16 protein-coding genes are annotated in these 20,708 nt (G+C 61.2%); 5 read left to right on the top strand and 11 right to left on the bottom strand.

All coding sequences use genetic code 11. The features are described 5' to 3' along the window. Positions 1-6: 6 nt before the first annotated feature. From tssI to tssB, 10 genes are all read right to left on the bottom strand, one after another. Positions 7-2,016, bottom strand: a complete 2,010-nt coding sequence (gene tssI / locus HK44_RS13490) for a type VI secretion system tip protein VgrG (protein WP_019690986.1) — start codon at positions 2,014-2,016, stop codon at positions 7-9. 87 nt (positions 2,017-2,103) lie between these two features. Further along, entirely contained in the window at positions 2,104-2,772 is a 669-nt protein-coding gene (locus HK44_RS13495) for a hypothetical protein (protein WP_019690985.1), read from the bottom strand. A gap of 85 nt (positions 2,773-2,857) precedes the next feature. Then, a complete protein-coding gene (locus HK44_RS13500) occupies positions 2,858-3,355 on the bottom strand; it encodes a hypothetical protein (RefSeq protein WP_019690984.1) in 498 nt (165 codons plus the stop codon). Between the two features lie 158 nt (positions 3,356-3,513). Then, positions 3,514-6,063, bottom strand: a complete 2,550-nt coding sequence (gene tssH, locus HK44_RS13505; protein WP_019690983.1) for a type VI secretion system ATPase TssH — start codon at positions 6,061-6,063, stop codon at positions 3,514-3,516. A gap of 2 nt (positions 6,064-6,065) precedes the next feature. Further along, positions 6,066-7,091 (bottom strand): type VI secretion system baseplate subunit TssG, encoded by a 1,026-nt coding sequence (gene tssG, locus HK44_RS13510; protein WP_019690982.1) that lies wholly within the window; start codon positions 7,089-7,091, stop codon positions 6,066-6,068. Continuing rightward, positions 7,055-8,845: a type VI secretion system baseplate subunit TssF gene (gene tssF, locus HK44_RS13515; RefSeq protein WP_019690981.1), complete on the bottom strand. Its 1,791-nt coding sequence runs from the start codon at positions 8,843-8,845 to the stop codon at positions 7,055-7,057. Before tssF ends, tssG begins: the two co-directional genes overlap by 37 nt. Then, positions 8,829-9,272 (bottom strand): type VI secretion system baseplate subunit TssE, encoded by a 444-nt coding sequence (tssE, locus tag HK44_RS13520; protein WP_019690980.1) that lies wholly within the window; start codon positions 9,270-9,272, stop codon positions 8,829-8,831. The genes tssF and tssE overlap by 17 nt, the downstream gene beginning before the upstream one ends. Positions 9,273-9,287: 15 nt before the next feature. After that, positions 9,288-9,788, bottom strand: a complete 501-nt coding sequence (locus tag HK44_RS13525) for an Hcp family type VI secretion system effector (protein WP_019690979.1) — start codon at positions 9,786-9,788, stop codon at positions 9,288-9,290. 74 nt (positions 9,789-9,862) lie between these two features. Further along, complete coding sequence (gene tssC, locus HK44_RS13530) at positions 9,863-11,353, bottom strand: type VI secretion system contractile sheath large subunit (protein ID WP_019690978.1); 1,491 nt, start codon at positions 11,351-11,353, stop codon at positions 9,863-9,865. Between the two features lie 28 nt (positions 11,354-11,381). Further along, positions 11,382-11,939, bottom strand: coding sequence for a type VI secretion system contractile sheath small subunit (tssB, locus tag HK44_RS13535; RefSeq protein WP_019690977.1), 558 nt, complete (start codon positions 11,937-11,939; stop codon positions 11,382-11,384). Positions 11,940-12,166: 227 nt separating this feature from the next. On the opposite strand from tssB, the gene HK44_RS13540 reads away from it, so the two are divergent. The 5 genes from HK44_RS13540 (at position 12,167) to tssA (ending at position 19,709) form a co-directional block, all read left to right on the top strand. After that, the gene (locus HK44_RS13540) at positions 12,167-12,616 is read left to right on the top strand and encodes a hypothetical protein (protein ID WP_024264921.1); all 450 of its coding nucleotides are present in this window, start codon (positions 12,167-12,169) and stop codon (positions 12,614-12,616) included. A gap of 63 nt (positions 12,617-12,679) precedes the next feature. Next, the gene (gene tssK / locus HK44_RS13545; RefSeq protein ID WP_019690975.1) at positions 12,680-14,011 is read left to right on the top strand and encodes a type VI secretion system baseplate subunit TssK; all 1,332 of its coding nucleotides are present in this window, start codon (positions 12,680-12,682) and stop codon (positions 14,009-14,011) included. An 18-nt stretch (positions 14,012-14,029) separates the two neighbouring features. Further along, positions 14,030-14,797 carry a DotU family type IV/VI secretion system protein gene (locus HK44_RS13550; RefSeq protein WP_019690974.1) on the top strand — a complete coding sequence of 256 codons (768 nt, stop codon included), beginning with the start codon at positions 14,030-14,032 and terminating at the stop codon, positions 14,795-14,797. Beyond that, positions 14,794-18,612 (top strand): type VI secretion system protein, encoded by a 3,819-nt coding sequence (locus tag HK44_RS13555; RefSeq protein ID WP_019690973.1) that lies wholly within the window; start codon positions 14,794-14,796, stop codon positions 18,610-18,612. The genes HK44_RS13550 and HK44_RS13555 overlap by 4 nt, the downstream gene beginning before the upstream one ends. Further along, positions 18,609-19,709 carry a type VI secretion system protein TssA gene (tssA, locus tag HK44_RS13560; RefSeq protein ID WP_019690972.1) on the top strand — a complete coding sequence of 367 codons (1,101 nt, stop codon included), beginning with the start codon at positions 18,609-18,611 and terminating at the stop codon, positions 19,707-19,709. Before HK44_RS13555 ends, tssA begins: the two co-directional genes overlap by 4 nt. A gap of 16 nt (positions 19,710-19,725) precedes the next feature. Here the strand turns inward: tssA and HK44_RS13565 are convergent, their stop codons facing one another. Then, complete coding sequence (locus HK44_RS13565; RefSeq protein ID WP_019690971.1) at positions 19,726-20,676, bottom strand: 2-hydroxyacid dehydrogenase; 951 nt, start codon at positions 20,674-20,676, stop codon at positions 19,726-19,728. Between the last annotated feature and the right edge of the window lie 32 nt (positions 20,677-20,708).

Consider the following 20,708-nt stretch of genomic DNA (forward strand, 5'->3'; position numbering starts at 1 on the left):
TGCTCCTCAGTTGACCTTCACCAGTCCGCCCTTGATGGTCAGCATGCCGCCGCCGTCGACAGTCTGCTCGGCACCGCCCTTGTTGGTCAGGCTGACCCCGGCATCATTGGTCAGCGAGGTGCCGGCCTTGTTGGTCAGCTCCGTACCCGCCTGATTGCTCAGGGAGGTGCCGGCCTTCTGACTGATCGAGGTGCTGGCCTGGGCCGCCAGATCGGCGCCACTCTTGATCGCGAAACTGCCACCGCTTTGCAGTGTGAGAGTGCCGCTCACCTTGATGGTCAGGTTGCCATCCACCGTCAGGCTGTAATCGCCAGTGACCTTGTGCTCGTAGTTGCCGCCGGTGCTGTGCTTCTGATCGGCGCCGACCTTCACCGTGCGGCTGTCCTTGACGTCGAGGCTGTCGCTGCCGGTCTGGATCGTCACGCTGCGTTTGCCTTTTTCCAGGGTCACGGTCTCGTCGCCTTCCTTGACCGTGCGGGTTCGGGCGTTCTTTACCGTGAGGATTTCATCATGGCCGACGCTGGCGGTAGTGTCGTTGAGTACATTGATCTTGAAGTCCTTCTGCGCCTGCAGAAACACCTCTTCGGCGTCCTTCTTGTCCTCGAAGCGCAACTCGTTGAAACCGCCGCCACCTTTGGATGAGTGGGTCTTGATCCCGGACTGGGTCTGGTTCGCTGGCAGCGCATAGGGCAGGGCGTTGTCACCGTTGTAGACGCAACCGGTAACCAATGGCCGGTCCGGATCGCCGTCGATAAAGGTCACGATTACTTCCTGACCGATCCGCGGTACGAACTGCATGCCAAAACCCTTGCCGCTCCACGGCAGCACCACGCGAACCCAGCAGGAACTGCTTTCGTCATTCTTGCCATCGCGATCCCAGGGGAACTGCAACTTGATCCGGCCGTACTGGTCGGTCCAGATTTCCTCGCCGGATTTGCCGACCACCAGCGCTGTTTGCGTATGCATCCGCGGCTTGGGCGTGAGCCGCGCCGGACGATAGGGCGTAGCTTTGGGGATGGCTTCGAAGCGGTTGCGGTAGCTGTCATGACTGGCCTCATGAGTCACCGCCGTCACCACCCAATCGATATTCAGCGTCGGGTCATCGTGACCGGCCAGCGTGAACCAGTGCCCCGGTACCAGCCAACGGCAATCGCTCTCGCCGACGAAGCGCTTCTCCTGACTGCGCAAACCGTCCACCCGCTGCTTGGTCAGCGCATCGCCCCGGGCCTTGGCGTTGTAGCCGCCCGGATGTTCATAGATGGACCGTGGCCCGGCCACGGCTTCGGCCTGGTCGTAGAGGGACGTGGTCGGTGTGGTGAACTCATAATCCGTTGCCCGATACACCCCGGCTACCGCCTGCACACAGACTTGTCCGGAACGGATGCCATGCAATTCGCGCTCGCCCATTCGCTGCCCGAGATACGTCACCTTCGGCCCATTGGGGATGGGCACGAAGGCATCGTTACTGTCCCCCAGAATCAGCGTGTGCTTACCGTCTTCATGGGTGAAAAACCAGAAAATCCCTTCTTCTTCCAGCAGCCGCGAAACAAAGGCGAAATCGGTTTCGCCGTACTGCACGCAGTACTCGCGGGGCGTGTAGCTACCGGTGAGTTTCAACTGGAAATCGGTGAAACCGTGAGCCTTGAAAATCGTCGTGACGATGTCCGAGGTGGCGAGGTTCTGGAACACCCGGTTGTTGCTGGCCAGGGTCAGCCACCAGAGCCATGGCCTTAAGACAAGTTGATAGCGCTCGGCGGTGGCGTCGGCGGGGAGTTGGCGGATTTCGGCGACCAGTGCGTCGAGCGGGCGGGTCAGGGCGTCGTTGTGCAGGGTGGTGGTGACGTGGGTGGCGACGGCGCTGGTCAGGGCGAGGGACGCGCCGTCGTTGAGGCCGTTGAGGGTTTGCGAACTCAGGGCGTTAAGCGATTCTTCGCCGGAGATTGACTCAGGGTAAAGCGCCGACAGTGAGGTGGCGGTGAGGGAGAGGGTGGTATTGCTGTCGGCGGTGCGGGGCATTGAGCAACCTCAAACAATGATCAATGAATGTGTAGCGACGCAGGAGAAAATCCTGTCTCTGGTCCCCTTTTTCCACTCTCCCGTGACTTAGATGTAGGGATTGTTTCGTATGACTTTTGCCGTGGCCTTCTCCGCAATTTTGTTAGTCGAAGTCTGTCCTGCGACTTCTGCGTCAATCCCGACTGAGTCGGTCAGAACACCACCAAAGGTTCCGCCCGGTGCACGACCATTGAGCCAACCAAGGTTTGCGCTGGCGGTATTGGCCCATAGCACCGCATCCTGCAAGGTGTCATGCCAGGACACGATGGTGTCGTTGCGCATCTGCGCCTCATCATGCGTGGCCACTTTGAAGTAGAGGGTACGCCCCCCTGCATAGGCCCCAAGCAGCGCGGTAAGCATGTTGCCTGTGTGGGCAAGATTGCAGCAGACATAGCAACGGTAGGCAGGTGCGACTGGCGGGTTGTTACTGAAAAAATGTACCCAATATGCGGTGCTTCCCGCCGCAAGCCATGCAGTTACGGTTCCCCAATGGGGGGCCGCAAGACCTGTGTTTTGATTTTGTGCAGCAGTAATTCTTGGATCGACACTAATCGCCCCGGTTACCGCGGCGGCGTAGCCAGCCGGGGCAACCTTCAACCCGACGGTGTAGGCGGCGTGGCTATAGGCATCAGTAGTAGGGTCGGCAGCGAATAGCGTGGCAGTTGCATTGACCGCCGTATTCAAGCGATGAGATACATCCAGATCGTCGTATGACATTGCTCACCTCCGTTCGTCTATATATTCACTGTGTAGGCGCATTTGCCTTCGCCTAATGACAGCGTTGAAATACGAGGCTCGGTCTTCATGAGGGCCACTGTCTTCTGTGCGTTGACGGAAGAGAACCGTCAAATGCTCTTTTGTGTCCGGTTCTCAAGTCTACAGTCGCGGCCATTAATGGAACGGTGTAAGCCGTTAGCTTGACGTTATCAAAGCCTCTGGTGGTCAGTGACCAGTACAATCTGGCCCCATAAGAATCTAATGCGCTTCCGGTGACGGAGGGGTCTATGGCACCACCGTTGCAAGCAAAAAGCTTCACGTTCTTGATATTTCTAGGCAGTCCGTCTTCTTGCATCCTGAACGTGAGTTCTTGTGCGCTTAGTTCGACGCGACCACCAATGAACATATTTATATTTGAGATGTATTTCCTGCCAATATTGCAATGACCCATGATGTAGAGGGTGTACTCGTCAGGATCCAGAGGCTGCAGGATTGATAACACCGGAGCGCTTGTTATTCGCTCGAGGATTTTCGGTGCCTTGCGTTTTTGAGGTGTACTGGTTCCCGTCATGTAGGAGGCCATGTTCGACCTCCATGTGTTGGCAGCGGTAACTAATTGATTATTGCTTTCCAGGTTTGAGAATGGGATGTAGATGTAATATTGGCCTGGCATATATTTCACTCGACTGGCTATTTTTAGCGCTACTGCGCTAATTCGATTGTTATGTGTGCTGCAAGAAACTACTCCAGCACCCACTCCGCCAACTTCCCCGTCACCTGCGTCATCAACACATTCTCGACATCCCGCGCACCCGCCGCGCTGCACTTGGCCAACACCGCCTGCACAATCCCGGCATCAAACTCGAACTGTTTGCCGGTCGCGGCCTTGTAGCGGCCACGCAATTTCTCCAGTTTCGCCAAGACAATGCCTTCCAGCGTCGCCTCATCCAGCGGCCGATACGCCACCACGGTCATGCGCGCCAGAAACGCCGGGCGGAAGGCTTTCAGCAGTACTTTGTGCAGGGCTTCGGTGAAGGCATCGCCGTCCAAGTGCGCGGTCGGTGTGTCGAGCAGCAGTTCGGCACCGACGTTGCTGGTGGCGAGCATCACGGTGTTTTTGAAGTCCACCACCAGGCCGGTGCCGTCTTCCATCAGGCCCTTGTCGAAGACGTTATAAAAAGCCTCCAGTACATCCGGGTGGGCTTTTTCGATTTCGTCGAGCAGCACCACGGAATAGGGTTTGCGCCGCACGGCTTCCGTCAGCACGCCGCCGCTGCCGTAGCCGACATAGCCGGGCGGGGCGCCTTTGAGTTGGCTGACGGTGTGGGCTTCCTGATATTCCGAGAGGTTGATGCTGATCAGGTTGCGTTCGCCGCCATACAGCGCATCGGCCAGGGCGTAGGCGGTTTCGGTTTTGCCGACGCCGGTGGGGCCGACCAGCAGGAACACGCCAACCGGTTTTTGCGGGTCGGTGAGGCCGGCGCGATACGCCTGCAAGCGTTGGGCGATGGTGTTCAGCGCGGTGCGTTGGCCCATCACCCGCTGGCTCATGCGCTGGCCGAGGGTGCGCACGGCGTGGGCTTCGTCAGCGAGCATCTTGCCCACCGGGATGCCGGTCCAGCCGGCAATCACCGCCGCGACGGTTTTCGCATCGACTTGCTCCGGCACCAGCGGGTCGTCCTGGCGAATGGCGTCGAGGCCGGCTTCCAGGCGCAGCAGTTCGGCGGCCAGATGGTCGAGGCGTCCGTCGGTGACATCATCCGGTTTGTCGCTGTCGGCGCGTTCGCTCAGGGCCAGCAGTTCGCGCCGGGTTTCCAGCAGCTCGCGCACGGCGACGCGTTCTTCGCTCCAGCGGATCTCCAGTTCGCGAATGGCCTGCACGTTGCTGGTGGACTCGGTCTCGAGCACGGTAATGCGCTCACGGTGATCCAGGCCGGTGGCCTGTTCGCGGCGCAGGCGTTCGACTTCATCCTTGAGGCTTTGCTGGCGATGACGCAGGCTCTCCAGCGGTGGCGGGACGTCGTGTTGCCCGAGGGCGACCCGCGCGCAGGCGGTGTCGAGCACGCTGATGGCTTTGTCCGGTAATTGCCGGCCAGAGATGTAGCGATGGGACAGTTTCACTGCTTCATGAATCGCCGCATCCAGGACCTGCACGCCGTGGTGTTGTTCGAGTTTGGCGGCGACCCCACGGAGCATTTCCACGGCAGTGATTTCATCCGGTTCTTCGACTTGCACCAGTTGGAAGCGTCGGGCAAGGGCCGGGTCTTTCTCGAAGTATTTTTTGTACTCAAGCCAGGTGGTGGCGGCCAGGGTGCGCAATTCACCACGGGCCAGTGCCGGTTTGAGCAGGTTGGCGGCGTCGCTGCCGCCCTCGACACCCCCGGCGCCGATCAGGGTGTGGGCTTCGTCGATGAACAGGATGATCGGTTTTTCCGCGCTACGGACGGCGTCGATCACCCCTTTGAGCCGCTGCTCGAATTCACCTTTGACCCCGGCGCCGGCCTGCAACAGACCAAGGTCAAGGACTCGCAGACTGACTTCTTGCAGCGACGGCGGTACGTCCCCGGCGGCGATCCGCAGGGCCAGGCCTTCGACCACCGCGGTTTTGCCGACGCCCGGCGCGCCAACCAGAATCGGGTTGTTCTGGCGACGGCGCAGCAGGATGTCGATGCACTGGCGAATTTCGCCGTCACGCCCGACGATGGGATCGATGCGTCCGGCATGCGCGTCGGCGGTCAGGTCCTGGGTAAACTGGTCGAGCAGCGAGTCCTGTTTCTGCTGCGGTTTGCCGGCGGTAGCGGCTACCGCACGGGCGGCGCCGACGTGCTCGCGGGAGCTTTCGGTCCATTCCAGCAGATTGCTGCGCAGGGCGTCCCGAGGAATGCGCAGCAGCGACGAAGCGCTGTTGAGCAACAGGCTGCGGCGTTCATCACGGTCGAGCAGCGCCAACAGCAACAGGCCGGAACGGATGCTCTCAAGGCCAAGCACGCTGGCTTGCACCACAGCGTCCTCCAGCAGGCCGATGGTCTGCGCCGAAAGTGCCGGGGTGCGGGTGCTGCCGGTCTTGAACAACTCCAGGGCCTTGTTGATTTCCGCCGTCAATGCATCGCGTTCCAGGCCGAAGCGCGGCAGCAGGTAGGCGAAGTCACCGCCTTCGATTTCCAGCAGTTCAAGCAACAGGTGCTCGATTTCAACGTAATGATGACCGCGTTGCAGGCAACGCTGGGCGGCCCGTTCCAGGGCGCGGCGGTTGTCCGGGTTGAGGCGTCCGATCAGGCTGGCCAGTTCCATGTTCAGGTGATCTCCAGCTGACGAAGACGAGTCTCGATGCGTTGCATGGCAAGACTGGATTGGCGTTGCAGGCCACTGTTCCAGCTCAGCAACGGCGGTGTCTGGCGACCGAGTTTGATCGGGTTGGCGCCACGGACCAGCAGCACCAGTGTGCACTCCAGGTCCGGACCGAAATACAGCGCGCTGAGGCTGGCCAAGGCCGCGTGCGCTTCACCGTCCGGCAAGAAGGCGGCGGCCTGGGCGGGTGTCAGCGGGCCGAGGGTCAGGCGGATTCCGGCATGTTCGTCCCAGACCCGCGTGCCGGCCACGGCGCTACGCCCCAGTTGCAGGTTGCGCCCACCGGGCTGCAAGCGGCTGCGACTGGCGGGTGGAATCTCGCGCCAGGCACCTTCATAGGCATTGAGCTCGACCGGCCATTCGAACTGTTCGCGCACGATGGCGGCAAAGCCTGCGAGCGAACGGCGCCTGTCGGCAAACAACGCACTGCACGCCAGCACGGCGGCATCGGGAATCGCCTGACGCTCGTGCAGGGCCTTGGGCAGCAGGCCGGTCAACGCTCGCAACTGAGCATGCACCGGTGTCGCGCCCGGCACTGAAAAGCCCACGGCGATCCGGTGTTTGCGCAGCACTTTGTAGAGCAGGCTGAGCAATCGGTGCTGGAACAGGTCGAGGAATTCGGCCGGTGCATAATCCTTGGCGCGGGCCCGCTGTTGCAGCCATTCCTGATAGGCGTAGGGCAGGGGGCCGTCCGGCCCGCCGAGGCCGAAAACCGGGGTGGTCAGGGTCGGTTTGTGGCCATTGTCGTCGGTCAGGCTTTCAACCTGGCTGGCGGCGAACAACGGCGTCAGCGGCCCGCGCAGACGCAGCGCTTCAGCCTGCGGTGCAGTGCCGCTGCCCAGCGATTCAGCTTGTGGGTGCTCGCGTTCGAGCAGCAACAAGGCCTGCAACAACTCGAACGCCTGAGGATCGCGGCGCAGTCGTTGACTCAGGCTCAGAGGGAGAGCGGCATGCCGGCTTGGGGTTGCCATGCCTTGATCTCCTTGTCTGATTCAACCAGCACCGTGCGCACGAAGCGATTGGCCGTGGCATAGAGTGAGAAAAACTGCGCCAGCACCGCTGAAAACAGCACCGCGCTGGTGCCGACAAAATGCTGCGGATCGAGCTGCACGCGAACTTCCAGCCCATTGCGCCAGCCGCGCCAGGCGTCTTCACCGACATGCGCAATGACGCGCTCGCAGCTCAGGCTCAGCAGGCCTTCGATCTGCCGCAGGGCACTGGTCTCGTCACGCAGGTTATGCAGGGCGAGGATTTCCTTGAGTGCGTCCAGCGCCTGGGGACCTTCAACCAATGACAAATGATTGAGGGTCAATTGCGAGACCAACCGCCAGCGCGATTCACCGTCCAGCCGCGGCAGGCTTTGCGGGCTTGGCGGATTACGCAAGCGTGCCGAGGCGACCGGCCCCGGCCGCTCGAAGCCCAGCGGTGTTCCGGCCGACAGGCTCTGGGCCAGGTGCCGATTGGTGCAGAGCAGTTCGGCGGTCAGGCTCAGTTCAGTCACCTCTTCAAACGGGTCAAGCCGGGTGTCCACCAAGCTCAGCATCAGGTCAGTACCCAAGCGATTTGGGGTCATGCCGCTGATTCGCCGGGCGTGCCAATAGCAGCGGTGATTACCGCCGTGCTGGCTGCCGTAATACGCCGGCACACGTTGCACGCCGTGCGAGGTGCTGGCGCGCAGGGCGCGAATGCTGTGGATTTCAACGCTGTTTTCCCGATGGCTGTCGGCAACCAGGCGGTATTCGCTACGAGTGCCGTCCGGGCGAAGCGGCTCGGAAGTCCGTGGGAACAGGTTGATCACCGGCGCGCAACCCAGTGCGATATCGCTGGCTTGTAAATGCAGGCGGCTGCCGGGGGCCTGGTCGAAAACGATGTACAGGTACAGTGTCTGGCTGTCGCTGAGTGCTCCCGCCAGCGGCACGTCGAAAAAACTGAATTTGTCTGGAAAGGCAAAGTACTCGGCGAGTAAACGCATCCCCGGATGCACACCGTCTTCATCGGGTAGCAGCGCCTCATCGTTGGCGAAACCGACGATCTTCGGCAGCCCGGCCAGCACTTTTGGTGTGCTGCCGGGTGGCCCGGCGAGGAGCTGAATGGTGTGCGCACCGAGCAAGTCGTAGAGGTTGGCGTTGATCACCGGCGACGCGGCCAGGTGCAGGCGCAACTGCTCGATGCCGAGCTCCGCCCATTGGCTTTGGCCCAGGCAGCGCAGACTCAGGCGCAGCGCCGAGCGTGCCTGGGCGATGCCGGTCAGGGCCTGGGCCTCGTCGCTTCCCAGCAGCAAGGCCTCGTTGATTTCCAGCGGCCAGAGGTGAACGGCGGCACTGGTGCGAAAGTGGATGCTTTCACCGTGGCGGGTGGTGACAAACAACGGCGTGTCGCGCGGCAACGGGTAACCGCCGGCCAGGTTGCCTTTGCTCGGGTCCGGTTGGAATTGGACGATGGCGCAGGATGGCAGCGGCCGCATGGTCAGCGGATACAGTTGTTCCAGCAGCGCATCGCTGAACTCGGCATAATCGTCGTCGAGTCGCCGTTGCAGGCGCGCCGCGAGCAAGGCGAAACCTTCCAGCAAGCGTTCGACATGCGGGTCCGGGCATTCGCCGGGAGACAGCTCCAGGCGCCTGGCAACCTTGGGATAGCGTTCGGCGAAAATGCTCCCGGCGTGGCGCAGCCAGGTCAGTTCTCGCTGGTAGTAATCGAGCAGTTGCGGGTCAATCGAGTCGCTCATGGCGCACCTCAAGGCCATCGCCGGCGTTCTCGATGACGAATGCGACAGGCCAATGCTGCTTGCCGCTGCGTAGCTCACCTTGCAGCCTGATACTCAGCTGTTGCGGATTTTCGGGGACCGGCGTGACGTCGACCGCGCCGAGTTGCAGGCGTGGTTCGAAGGCGTCGATGGCTTCACGAATCTGTCGCGACAGTTGACGGCGGTCATCGCTGCGCTCTTGCTGCAGTGCAGTCCAGTCAGCGATGCCGTAGTCAATAACGCTGGGCGGCGTGGTCAGCGGGCGCAGGCCACGACGGGTGTTGAACAAACGCAGCAACTCGATACGGACCGACTCCAACAGTGCCTGGCGATCGAACGCCTGCACGGTATCCGCCTCGCTGGCGGCAAGGCGTTCGAACAGCGGCGGCAAAATGCCGGTGCCGGTCATTGTCGGAGTACTCCGTCAGCCCTTGATCAGCTTGTTCGCGGCCAGGTCCCAGGTCGAAGCGGCCGTGCCTTCCTTGGTGCCATCGTCTTTCTGCGCGGTGAGTTCCCACTTGATCTTGGTGAAGTTCAGCGAGAGGGTTTCCACCGGTTTGCCGCCCGTACCCCCGCTGACGCTGACGTTGGACAGCACTACGTTGGTCAGGGTGTAGATGATGAAGGGCATCAACTGGCCGCTGCCTTCGGCCGCGTTGCGCCCGATGGTGATCTTGGCTTCCGGGATCGGTTTGCCGGCGCAGCAATACTCGTTGAGAGACGGGGTCGAGCTGTCGACGAACTTGGTCAGCGTGAACTCGCCGATGTGCGGTTTGCCGGAGGTACGCTCGGAGTTGCTGACGTCGTTGGTCACCTGCATTGCGACGTTGTGGCTGTAGGACATGACTTCGATCTTGTCCTTGTAACCTTCGAGCAGGCTGTCACCTTTGATGTCGCCGCCGAGGTCGAGAATGATTGCATCCATCGCATGAAACTCCTGAAGAAAATCGCGTTAGATAAGCGAAGGAAAACCCGCCGGCCAGGCCGGCGGGAGGCAGGTCAGGCGGCTACCGGTGGCGGCAGGGTGGCGACCAGGCGGATCGAGGCCGTCAGCTCTTCAAGCTGGAAGTGCGGTCGCAGAAACACCGTGGCCCGATAGACGCCCGGTTTGCCGGCGACTTCCGAGACATCCACCCGGGCCTCGCGCAGCGGGTACTGCGCCTTGATTTCCTGTGGGGCGTTATCGTTGATCAGCACGTAGTCGGCGATCCAGTTGTTGAGGTAGGTCTGCACGTTGTCGCGGGTCATGAAGCTGCCGACCTTGTCGCGCATGATGACCTTCAGGTAGTGGGCGAAGCGGGACGCCGCGAGCACGTAAGGCAGCATGGCCGAGATCCGCGCGTTGGCGTTCGCCTCGTTGGTGTTGTAGAGCTTGGACTTGTTGGTGGTCTGGCCACCGAAGAACACCGCCACGTCACTGTTTTTCTTGTGGCACAAGGCGATGAAGCCGAGGTCGTTGAGCTCTTTTTCACGACGGTCGGTGATTGCCACTTCGGTCGGGCATTTGAGCGACAGATCGCCAGAGGTGGTGCGGAATGTGTGGGCGGGCAGTCCTTCGACGGCGCCACCGCCTTCGGCACCGCGAATCGCCGCGCACCAACCGTATTTGGCGAAGGCTTCGGTGATGCGTTGCGACAGGGCCCAGGCCGCATTGCCCCAGAGGTATTTGCTGTGGTCACTGCCGTTGACGTCCTCGACGTAGTTGATGCCTTCCACCGGCAAGGTGTCCGGGCCATAAGGCAGCCGTAGCAGGAAGTGCGGCAGTACCAGCGAGACGTAGCGCGAGTCTTCGCTTTCGCGGAACGAGCGCCACTTGATCAGCTCCTGGCTCTCGAAGACTTTCGACAGGTCACGCGGTACCGCGAGTTCGGTGAAGCTGTTCATGTCGAACAGTCGCGGGCTGGCAGCGGCAATGAACGGGGCGTGGGCTGCGGCGGCGACGTTCGAGAGTTTCTCCAGCAGGCCGATGTCCTGCGGATGCCGGCCGAAGGTGTAGTCACCGACCAGCAGGCTGAACGGGTGACCACCGAAGGTCCCGTATTCTTCTTCGTAGATCTTTTTGAACAGCGCGCTCTGGTCGAACTCGACGGCTTTTTCCAGATCGTTCTGCAGCTCCTTCTGGGTCACGTTGAGCAAACGCAGTTTCAGTCGGGAACTGGTTTCGGTGTTCTGCACCAGCAGGTGCAAACCACGCCAGGAGGCTTCGAGTTTTTGCAGGTCCGGATGGTGCAGGACTTCGTTGAGCTGGGCGCTGATCAGCTTGTCGATCTGGCTGATGCGGTCATTGATCATCGCCACGGTGTCCTTGTCGACGGCCATGCCTTCGTCAAGGACCTGGGTGGCAAACTCCGCGAGCATGTCGCGGGCGTAATCCTGCTGGCTGTCGTCGTGGGCCATTCGCCCTTCGGCGATGATTCGGTCGAGCAGAGACAAGGTCTCGTTCACGCTACTCTCGCTGGCTTGAGCCTGGGCGCTGGATGAGGCGGGCATGGCAATTTCTCCCTAAGTGAATGAACGATCAGGCTTGATCTTGCGGCGCCGCGTCGGCATTGCCGGCATCACCGGCGGGTGCGGGGGCTTGCGCTTCAGGCCGGGCCGACTTGATCTCTTGCAGGCCTTCGGTGTTGGCGATGACGTCGCGCAGCAGCTTGTCCAGGTCATCGTTGCCATCGAGTTTGGTCAGCAGGTCGCGCAGACGCTGACGCGCTTCGAACAGGCGCCGCAACGGTGTCACTTGCTCGACCACCTTGACCGGGTCGAAGTCGTCGATATGACCGAACTTGAGCTCGATGTTGAGCTTGCTGTCGTCGCCGCTGAGGGTGTTGTTGACCTGCAAGGTGGCGCGCGGGGCGATCGAGGCGAGCACTTCGTTGAAGTTGTCGCGATCGATCTCGGTGAAACGCCGTTCATTCAACTTGGGGAGGGGGTCCAGGGGTTTGCCGGAAAGGTCGGCAAGAATGCCGACCACCAGAGGCAATTCTTTTTTCTCGATGGCGTTACCTATTTCGACGTCATAGGTGATTTGCACACGGGGCGGACGGACCCTGTCGAGCTTGTGCTGAGTACTTTCTGCCATGGTGACTGACTCCGATGCATGGGCGGGAGCAATGCACCGGAGGGCCCGTTCATCGCATTCCCTTACCGAACCGTAGGTTAGAAAGGGAGGGCAGTTGGACCTGTCATTCCTTTGACGAACCTTCCACATTCGTCGTACCGACCGAACTACCCAAGACGCTAGAACAGGTCTATAAAAATGCAAACAAAAAACAATTCTGGACCGTCATGAGAAAAGGAAAATTCATTGTGCGCGCAGGATTTTTTAGCTCTCTCTCGTTCTTGTTACTCGCAGGCTGTTCGATGTTCGGGCCGCGAGTCGATCTCGATAGCCTGACGCTGGACGTCGCCGCCCATGCCAATGACGACACGCCAATTGCCGTGGATTTTGTGGCGGTGAACGATCCGGACCTGCTCAAACAGCTGTCGGCCCTGACCGCTCGGCAATGGTTCAGCGAGCGTGAGCAGTTTCAACGCGACTACCGGCAGCTGATGACGGTCTGGGGGCTGGAGCTGGTTCCAGGGCAGTTTATCGATCAACAACCCTTCCCCCTGGGCGGCAAGCGGGCCGCTGGACTTTTGATCTTCGCGAGCTATAACACACCCGGAGCGCACCGACTTCGACTGGACGATCAGAGCAAGGCCTGGCTGAAGTTCGACAGTCGCGAGATGACGCTGGTCAGCGACACTGCGCACTGATCTGCACTGAACAGACCGCCAGGCCGCGGGCCAGCGGCGCCATTCGACGTCGAAGGGAATCGTATGAGTTTGCTACCTGACGCGGTTTGCTGGCACGAGGGCATGCAATTGCTGCCCCAGCATTTTCAGTTGCAAGGGCTGCGCGCCGAAGCGTTGGTCGCGCATTTTGCCAAGGCCTGCAACCCCTGGTTCTGGGGTGTCACCCATCTCGACATCGACCCCTCGGCACTCAGCGCCGGGCACGTTCGCTTGCTCGCCTTGCAGGCGACGTTGCCGGATGGTTTACCGGTCAATGTGCAGGCCGGTGTAGGGCCGATGCTGGAGCTCGATGTCAGCGAAGCGGTCAATGCAACGGACAATGCCACTGTGACCGTGTACCTGGCGGTCAGCCCGTTGTGGCGTGCCGGGCAATTACTGCCGCTCACCGGACGATTGCAATCGGTGGTCGGCGATGCACTGCCAGACCTCACCAGCGGTCAATACCCCGAGTCGATCACTGTGTGGCGACCCAATCCGCGTTTGTGTACGCAGTTGAACAAGGCTGATTCGATTTGTGTGCCGCTGCTGCGCGTTCGCAAGGAAGGCGGCGGCTTTTTGCAGTTGCCCTACACCGCGCCGACGCCGTGTCTGTTGCCGGAGTCGGTGTTGGGGCGTCGGGTCGCCGGTCTGTGCGCCCGGGCCCGGGAGAAATGCATGTTTCTGGCCGGTCGCTTGCGTCAGGCACAGCAGGCCGGCAATCAGGATGACGCCGCGGAAATTCGTCGCCAATTGACGGCGCTCTGGGCGCGACTGCCGGAGGTCGAGGGCTTGTTGAGCAGCCGGCTGGCGACACCTCAAGCGCTGTATGGCCTGTTACTCGGGTTGGCCGGCGCCTGGTTGGCGCTTGATCCGCTGGCGGGTGTGCCGGCCTTTGCGGCGCTGGATTTTCTCGAATTGCAGCGTGGCTACGAGAGCGTTCTCGTCTGGCTGGACAACACCCTCGAATTGATTCGCGCCGGCTATCGCAGCCTGCCGTTCGAACGCCACGAACATGCCTTCTCGATCCAGTTGCCCGACGATCAGCCGAGCCAGCGCCTGGTGATCGGCTTGCGCATGCCTAACGGCGCAAGCGAGCAGTCTGCGAGCGAGTGGTTGAGCCGGGCGATCATCGCCTCTGCGCCGCATATTGCCTTGCTCGGTCGACAACGCATGCGCGGTCTGGCGCATGAGGCCATGAGTCGCAACGAACAGGTGGCCTACAGCGTGGGCGAAGATACCCGGTTATTTGTGGTCACCGCCCAGGGCCAATGGTTCGACGGGCAACTGCCGTTGCAGATTGTCGCGCCGGCCTCGCAGCTGGCGAGCAGCCCGTGGCAAGTGGTGCTGTTTGTCGCTCAAGCCAGTGAAAACGCTTGATCAGGGAAGGGGAATCCAATGCCTGAAGGGAACGTCGGCAGCGGTGCACGAGGCCTCCACGAAGCGCCACTGAGCAGTGCTTTTCGTCAGGCCTGGCAAGAGTGGTCGCAAGCCTGGAACGAACAGCCCAAAGACAGTGACGATGAATCTTTGGTCGAGGCCGTCGTCGAGTTTTCCACGCAGATTACCCAGCGCTTGTGGCGAACGGCGTTTGCCAAAGTCGGTGATGTCGCCACCGAACAGGTGACTGCCGTGGTGTATGCGTTTGTCGCGTTGATCGACGAGACCCTGTTGTTTGCGTCCTGGCCGGGTCAGCTTGCCTGGCAGGACAAACCGTTGGAGTCACGGATGTATGCCAGTCGTCAGGCGGGCGAACGGCTGCCACTGGCGATCAAGACATTGCTCGACGACCAGGTGCCGGCCACCCGGGATCTGGCCAATGTGTATCTGCAATGCCTGGTACTGGGTTTTCAAGGACGTCTGCGCGGCGAGCAGAATCAGCTCCAGCATGAAAAATGGCGGCTGGCGCTGTTCGCGTTTGCCTGGCAACACGAGCCCGATTACGCCGATGTCAGCGCCCGGCTGGAGCAGCCATCGGCGGTGACTCCCGTGCAGTTGCCCATGCGTCTGTCGCTACCCGACGGCTTTCGTCTGGGGTTGGCGATTCTCGGCGTGGTGCTGTTGATGACCGGGTTGGGGCAGATGTTCTGGCGCGATATTCATCAGGAGCTCGAGCCGGTCATGCACCTTTCCGAAATGGCCGCGGCCCAGGAGCAAGACTCATGAGCACCCTGGGGATTGTCTTGACTGTCGTTGCCGTGCTGTTGCTGCTGGCGGTATTGCTCGTGGCGGTCTGGTGGTTGCGCACCCAGAGTGGAGCGGCGATTCGCAGTTTTTACCTGTCGGTCCGGCACATGGAACAGGAGCAAGGCACGCAGGACCGCTATCAGATTCCGTGGCTGCTGATGCTTGGCAACGAAACCCAGGGCACTCAACTGTGTGCTCAATGGCGCTTGCAACCCACCGACAAACCGGCCTGGTTCGGGCGCTGGTGGTCGGACCCCGAGGGCGCAGTGCTGGTGGTGCCACAGGCGTTGTTCCTGCCCGATGAAGGTTTGAACCTGCAGCGGGGCGGCTGGTGGCGTCTGCTGGGGTTGATCGTGCGCCTGCGCAGCAAGCGGCCGCTGGACGCGGTGATCTGGACCGTACCAATCAGTCAACTGGGCGATCCGGAGCAGGCGGCCAGTCTCGGTCTGGCGGCACGGCGGCGCTTCATCGATCTGTTGCAGCGGTTCGGTCTGAGCCTGCCGGTGTACGTGGTCATTACCGGGATGGAAGAATTGCCGGGCTTTCAGGCGTTGATTGCTGCATTGCCGGCCGAGGCACGGGAACGGGCATTGGGCTGGTCGTCGCCGTATTCGCCTGAGGCGGTCTGGCAATCGCACTGGAGTGATCAGGCGCTGGATCAGGTGAGCCGGGCATTGTCTGAATCGATCATCGAGATCGGCGCCTTGTCCGGGCATTTGGGCAGCGAATTGTTTGCCTTGCCGGACCGTTTCGAAGCGCAGCGGCGCACACTGCAAACCCTGCTAGAGCCGGTTTTCCAGGGCAATGCACAAGGCGAGGCGCCGCGTTTTCGCGGGATTTACTTCACCGCCAACCAAGCGCCGGAGAGTGCTAAAGACAACTTCTCGGCCTATGACACGGTGTTGCAGCAGAGCGCGTTTGCCCGGCAGTTGTGGCAGCGACGGATTGTCGCCGAACGTGGCGTGGCTCAGGTCGTACCGCGGATTTTGCGTTTGCGCCAACGCTGGCAACGGGTGACCGGCGTGGTGGCGCTGGTGGTTGGTCTGGTCTGGGCGATCGGTATGGTTTGGGTCTGGCACGACTCAGTCAAGGATGCCCATGAGTTGTCACGTTTGCTGCAAGGTGCGCAGAAAAATTATGTCGCCGTCACGGATGAAAGCCATCGGCTGGAACCGACGCGACGTAACGTCGAGGGTTTCTGGCGGGTACTGGAACGAGCCCCGCGCTGGACGTTCAGTTCGGTGGTCTTTCCGACCTCCTGGTTTTCCACGCTGGATGCGCAGCTGGAAGACGAGTTGCGGCTGACGGCTCAGCGGCAGTTGTTGGTGCCGCTGCAAGAGTTGCTGGTGTCGGACCTGGCGCAACTCAAGGCGATCCGCAATACCGAGCGCCGGGTGAACGTGGAAAGCGAAGACCCGGCGCAATGGCAAAACTACGTCAAGGCCAAGGAACTGGTAGAGCGCGCGGTGCGTCTCGAACAACAGAACCAGTGGTTCAATCAGGCATTGAATAATTCCCGGACCCCACTCGATGACCTGGTGCTGCTGAGCAATAACGCGTTGTCGCTGAACCTCAACGTCGGCACGTTGCGTCGCTCGGCGTTCTATAACCGGGTCCTGCTCAATGCCGACAACAGCGGGTTGAAAGCGCTGGACCTAAGCACGGAACGCTCCTCCATCGCGGCGAATTTTGAAGGCCTGATGGAGCGCTGGCTGGACCAGTACTTTCTGGCTGACAACTTCGTGCGTCAGGCCGGTTACCTGAAGTTGCACCTGGAGCGGCTGGAGTCCGGCAGTGGCAATTCACTCAGCGAACTTGAGGACTTGAGGGCGCTGATTGACGACCTGCAAGCGTTGATTGGCTTGACCAACTCGGCGTGGGGACGAGGCAAGGGCCAGGATCTGGTGCCGGGCTACCGCGAGCTGATGGATAAAGTCCGGCAAAGCGCCTTGCTCGGGTCGCAACTGGAGCAACAGTTGGACATGCAGGCGTCGAAGTTGCAGCAGAGCTTTCGTGATCAGTGGATTGCCCAGGCCGGCTCGCGTGGCAATTTGCTGGTTCAGCAAGGCAGCGGACAACTGGCGTTGCAAGAGCATGTCAGCCAGCTGGACAACGCCGTGCAGGCGTTGTTCAAGCGCGATTTCGTGGCCATCGCACTGCGTCAGGATGATTCCGATCTCAGTGCCTCACAGGGTCAGAACGCCGACAGTGATGGTCTCAACAGCGCGTTGAATTACTTCGCCAGTTACAAAAGCTACGCCAGCGAAGAGTTGCCGCGTATCCCGCCGGCGTACCGAGGCGCGCTGCTCCAGGCGGCGGAAGGGGCGGCGGCCAAGGCGATGTGGCTCAGCCTGGAGGAACAGGGCGGCCAGGTGCAGCAAGGCACAGGGTTCAATGTGCAGGCCTCGCAGGCGGTGGCGTTGCAGAAAGCCTTTGTCGAGTTGCGGCGCAGTGACCTGGCCACCCGTTTGCAGAACGCGCTCAACCGCCGGGCGTTGGCCGAGGTCGCCAGTGGCCTGAACGAAATAATCGCCCAGCCGCTGTTCAGCGAAAGGACCCGTATTGCGCGCTGGGATGGTTCGAAAAACCTCGGCTTGCAACTGTACGGTGCCAGTGATGTGCAGGACCTGAAACTGAGCCTCAAGCAGCAGTTCAACACCATGTTGGGTATTACTGAACAACGTACTTCGGCGCTGGAGTGGCTGAAGGTCCAGCAGCCGAATCTGTCGGGACTGGATTACGAACGGGTTGTGCAGTTCAGTGCCTTGAATGATGAACTGCTCAAGTACAAGGAGCAGAATCCTGCCAGTTCTGCGGCACAGATCGAACAGCTGGTGAGCCGGGACTTTATCGAAATGGATGCCGGGTCCTGTGCGCAAATCCTGCAAACCGCCAACCTTTCCGGCGGCCGTGGGACGCTTGCCCTGAGGGCCCAGGAGCTGCAGCAAACCGCGATGCAGCGCTGTCAGTCGCTGCAACAGCAACAGGCTTCGGCGGCCTGGAACGACCTGGCCAACTATTTCAATCAGTACCTGGCCGAGCGTTTTCCGTTCTCCAATGGCACCCAGGTGACCGATGCCGACCCGGCGCGGGTCCAGCATTTGCTGGAGTTGATCGACAAGCGCCTGCCGGTGGCGCAAGCCGGTTTGCAGCTCAGCCAGACGCCGGAACGATTGGCCGCCGAGGACTTTCTCAACCGTTTGAAACAGGCCAGCACCTGGCTCGGGCCGCTGTTTGTGCGAGATAAAAGCGGCATTCTGGGGGTGGAAATGGACGTGCGCTGGCGCACTGATCGCGAGGAAGAGCATGGCGCCGATCAGGTCATTGCCTGGGGCTTGAATGCCGGCAATCAACAAATCAGCTATCCCGGCGAGGCCCAGCAGAACCTGCGCTGGCTGGTCGGCCAGCCCGTCAGATTGACGTTGCGCTGGGCCAGGAATGGCCCTCAGCGGCCGGTCAGCGACCCGTTGCAACCGAACCTGGTGATCAGGGATCTGGAGGCCGGCTGGGAGTACGGCGGCCCTTGGTCCTTGCTGCGGCTGATGCGTTCGCACCAGTCGATTCAGCGCCAGCCGAGCATGGACTACACGGAGTTTCCACTGACCTTGCGCTTGCCGGTCGCCGCGAGCACCAGCATTGAGGAGCCGACACAGATGTTCATGCGCCTGTCATGGATGACTCAGGGATCAAAACTGCCGTTGTCCATTCAACCGTTGCCGACCCGTGCACCGCGTTCACCCTTTGTCTCGACGGGTTCGACGGCGGCCATCGTGACGAACGAGGAGGGCTTGTGAGTCTGCCGTCGCTATCAGTGTCATCGCCGCTGCCGGAGTTGATCGCACAGCTGATCGAACCGATCAGCGACGAAGCTCCCTGTGGCCAGGACCTGCGCTATGAGCCTGAGTTCGATCAGTTGCGCGAACTGCGCCGCGAGGACGATACCAGTTTGCCGACGGGCGTCTGGCAGTCTTCGATCAAGCGTGCCCAATGGCCGGAACTGGCAAAACTTGCCAGGCGCTTGCTGCTGGAGCGCAGCAAGGATTTGATGCTCAGCGCCTGGCTCGGCGAGGCCTGGTTGCATCTGGACGGCCTGGAAGGATTGCCGGGCAGCCTGGCGCTGGTGGCCGGTTTATGCGAGCGCTACCCCGAGCAACTTCACCCTCAGGCCGAGGAGGGCGATCAGTCGTGGCGGGTGATTCCTCTCGAATGGCTGGTGCGACGCTACAGCGAAATCCTGCTCACCCGGGTGCCGCTGTTCGACACGCGCACCAGCGAATTTGCGGGTTTCTGCCTGGATGGCTGGCGGCGCTTGCAAGTGCAGCAGGTGATGGTCAATGACACCAAGGCCGCAAAAACCTCAGCGGAAGCTGCGCGCAACGAGCAGAAAAAACTCACCGAACAGATTCGCGCGACACCGCTGTCCTTCTGGTTGCGCAGCCAAGGCAGCCTGTTGCTGAGCTTGCAGCATCTGCAACGGCTGGAGGACTGGAGTGATGCCTACCTGGGCAGCCAGGCGCCAGGCTACACATCGTTGCAGGGCGTCATCGAGGCGCTGTTGACGCTCGTTCAGGAGTTCATCGCGATGCATCCACGTCAACCCACTCAGGCCCCGGTCGAGCCACCACAGGTCCAGGCGCTGCAAAACACTCTGGAACCGGAGACTGCGTCAACCCAGCAGGCACTGCGCGAGCCGGTGAGTCGCGAAGAGGCTTATCGGCAACTGCTGCTGATTGCCGAGTACCTGGCGCGAACCGAGCCCCATAGCCCGGTGCCTTACTTGATCAGGCGTGGCGTGGAGTGGGGCAATAAACCGCTGAGTGAACTGCTGGGCGAGTTGATCTCGGCTGACGCGGAGTCGCGTCGACTCTGGACATTATTGGGTGTGCTCTAAACGTCGCACGGTTCTCTCAGAGCGGCTTGGGTAACTTGACGGGCGTCAACACCGGACAATCGGAGAAAAACGCCGTCAGGTTCTGCCCGACCAGTTCAACGGTTCCCTTGGTTGCTTCCGGCGACAGGCCGGCCACGTGAGGTGTGAGGATCACGTTGCTCAATGCCTTGAGCGCATCCGGCACCTGAGGCTCTTCATCGAATACATCGAGTGCGGCACCGGCTATCCGCCGTTGTTCGAGCGCGGCAATCAGGTCGCTGGTGGCAACCACGCTGGCGCGGGCAATGTTGACGATAAAACCCTGGGGGCCCAAGGCATCCAGTACCTGCTTGTTGACCAGATGCTGCGTGCCGATGCCGCCGGGCGTGCACACGATCAGAAAGTCAGAGGCCCGAGCCAGATCGGTGGGCGTCAAGCAAAAGTCGTAGGGAACGTCGCTGAGTAACTGGCGGCTGTGGTAACTCACCGTCATGTCGAAGCCGTTGGCGGCGCGTTTGGCGACGGCCATGCCGACGGCGCCCAGCCCCAGAACGCCCAGGCGCTTGCCGGCCAGGGACGGGCGCATGATCTTCGGCCATTCACCGCGTCGCACCGCCGCGTCGCACCGAGGGATGTCACGCACCAACGACAGCAACAAGGCCATCGCATGATCGGCCACCGACGAGGCGTTTACACCGGCGCCATTGGTGACGGTAATGCCCCGGTCGCTGGCGGCTTGCAGATCGACCTGCTCGTAACCGGCACCGATCACGCAGATGATTCTCAGGTTTGGCAGCGCGGCGATTTCGTCGGCGTACAGCCCCAACGGGCCGCGCGTCAGTACGGCATCGATCTGCCCGCGATGACTGGCGATGGCCTGGTCACGCTCGGCGGGGGTGGGGGCGAGAATCAGGTGGAAGCCTTGATGTTCGAGAATCGGCAGGTAGTCGTTAATGGTTTCAACCAGTACCAGTACGGTTGCAGGCATGCTGGGCTCCTGTAGGCACGGAATATCAGGGC

It is taken from the genome of Pseudomonas fluorescens HK44, from assembly GCF_000217955.3.
GTDB lineage: Bacteria > Pseudomonadota > Gammaproteobacteria > Pseudomonadales > Pseudomonadaceae > Aquipseudomonas > Aquipseudomonas fluorescens_AQ.

Bases quoted from the DNA above. Each gene is read 5' to 3' on its own strand.
- HK44_RS13495 (WP_019690985.1), bottom strand. From the start codon at position 2,772: ATGTCATACGACGATCTGGATGTATCTCATCGCTTGAATACGGCGGTC.
- tssI (WP_019690986.1), bottom strand. From the start codon at position 2,016: ATGCCCCGCACCGCCGACAGCAATACCACCCTCTCCCTCACCGCCACC.
- tssH (WP_019690983.1), bottom strand. From the start codon at position 6,063: ATGGAACTGGCCAGCCTGATCGGACGCCTCAACCCGGACAACCGCCGC.
- HK44_RS13555 (WP_019690973.1), top strand. From the start codon at position 14,794: ATGAGCACCCTGGGGATTGTCTTGACTGTCGTTGCCGTGCTGTTGCTG.
- HK44_RS13525 (WP_019690979.1), bottom strand. From the start codon at position 9,788: ATGGATGCAATCATTCTCGACCTCGGCGGCGACATCAAAGGTGACAGC.
- tssK (WP_019690975.1), top strand. From the start codon at position 12,680: ATGAGTTTGCTACCTGACGCGGTTTGCTGGCACGAGGGCATGCAATTG.
- tssC (WP_019690978.1), bottom strand. From the start codon at position 11,353: ATGCCCGCCTCATCCAGCGCCCAGGCTCAAGCCAGCGAGAGTAGCGTG.
- tssF (WP_019690981.1), bottom strand. From the start codon at position 8,845: ATGAGCGACTCGATTGACCCGCAACTGCTCGATTACTACCAGCGAGAA.
- tssB (WP_019690977.1), bottom strand. From the start codon at position 11,939: ATGGCAGAAAGTACTCAGCACAAGCTCGACAGGGTCCGTCCGCCCCGT.
- HK44_RS13565 (WP_019690971.1), bottom strand. From the start codon at position 20,676: ATGCCTGCAACCGTACTGGTACTGGTTGAAACCATTAACGACTACCTG.
- tssG (WP_019690982.1), bottom strand. From the start codon at position 7,091: ATGGCAACCCCAAGCCGGCATGCCGCTCTCCCTCTGAGCCTGAGTCAA.
- HK44_RS13500 (WP_019690984.1), bottom strand. From the start codon at position 3,355: ATGGCCTCCTACATGACGGGAACCAGTACACCTCAAAAACGCAAGGCA.
- HK44_RS13550 (WP_019690974.1), top strand. From the start codon at position 14,030: ATGCCTGAAGGGAACGTCGGCAGCGGTGCACGAGGCCTCCACGAAGCG.
- tssE (WP_019690980.1), bottom strand. From the start codon at position 9,272: ATGACCGGCACCGGCATTTTGCCGCCGCTGTTCGAACGCCTTGCCGCC.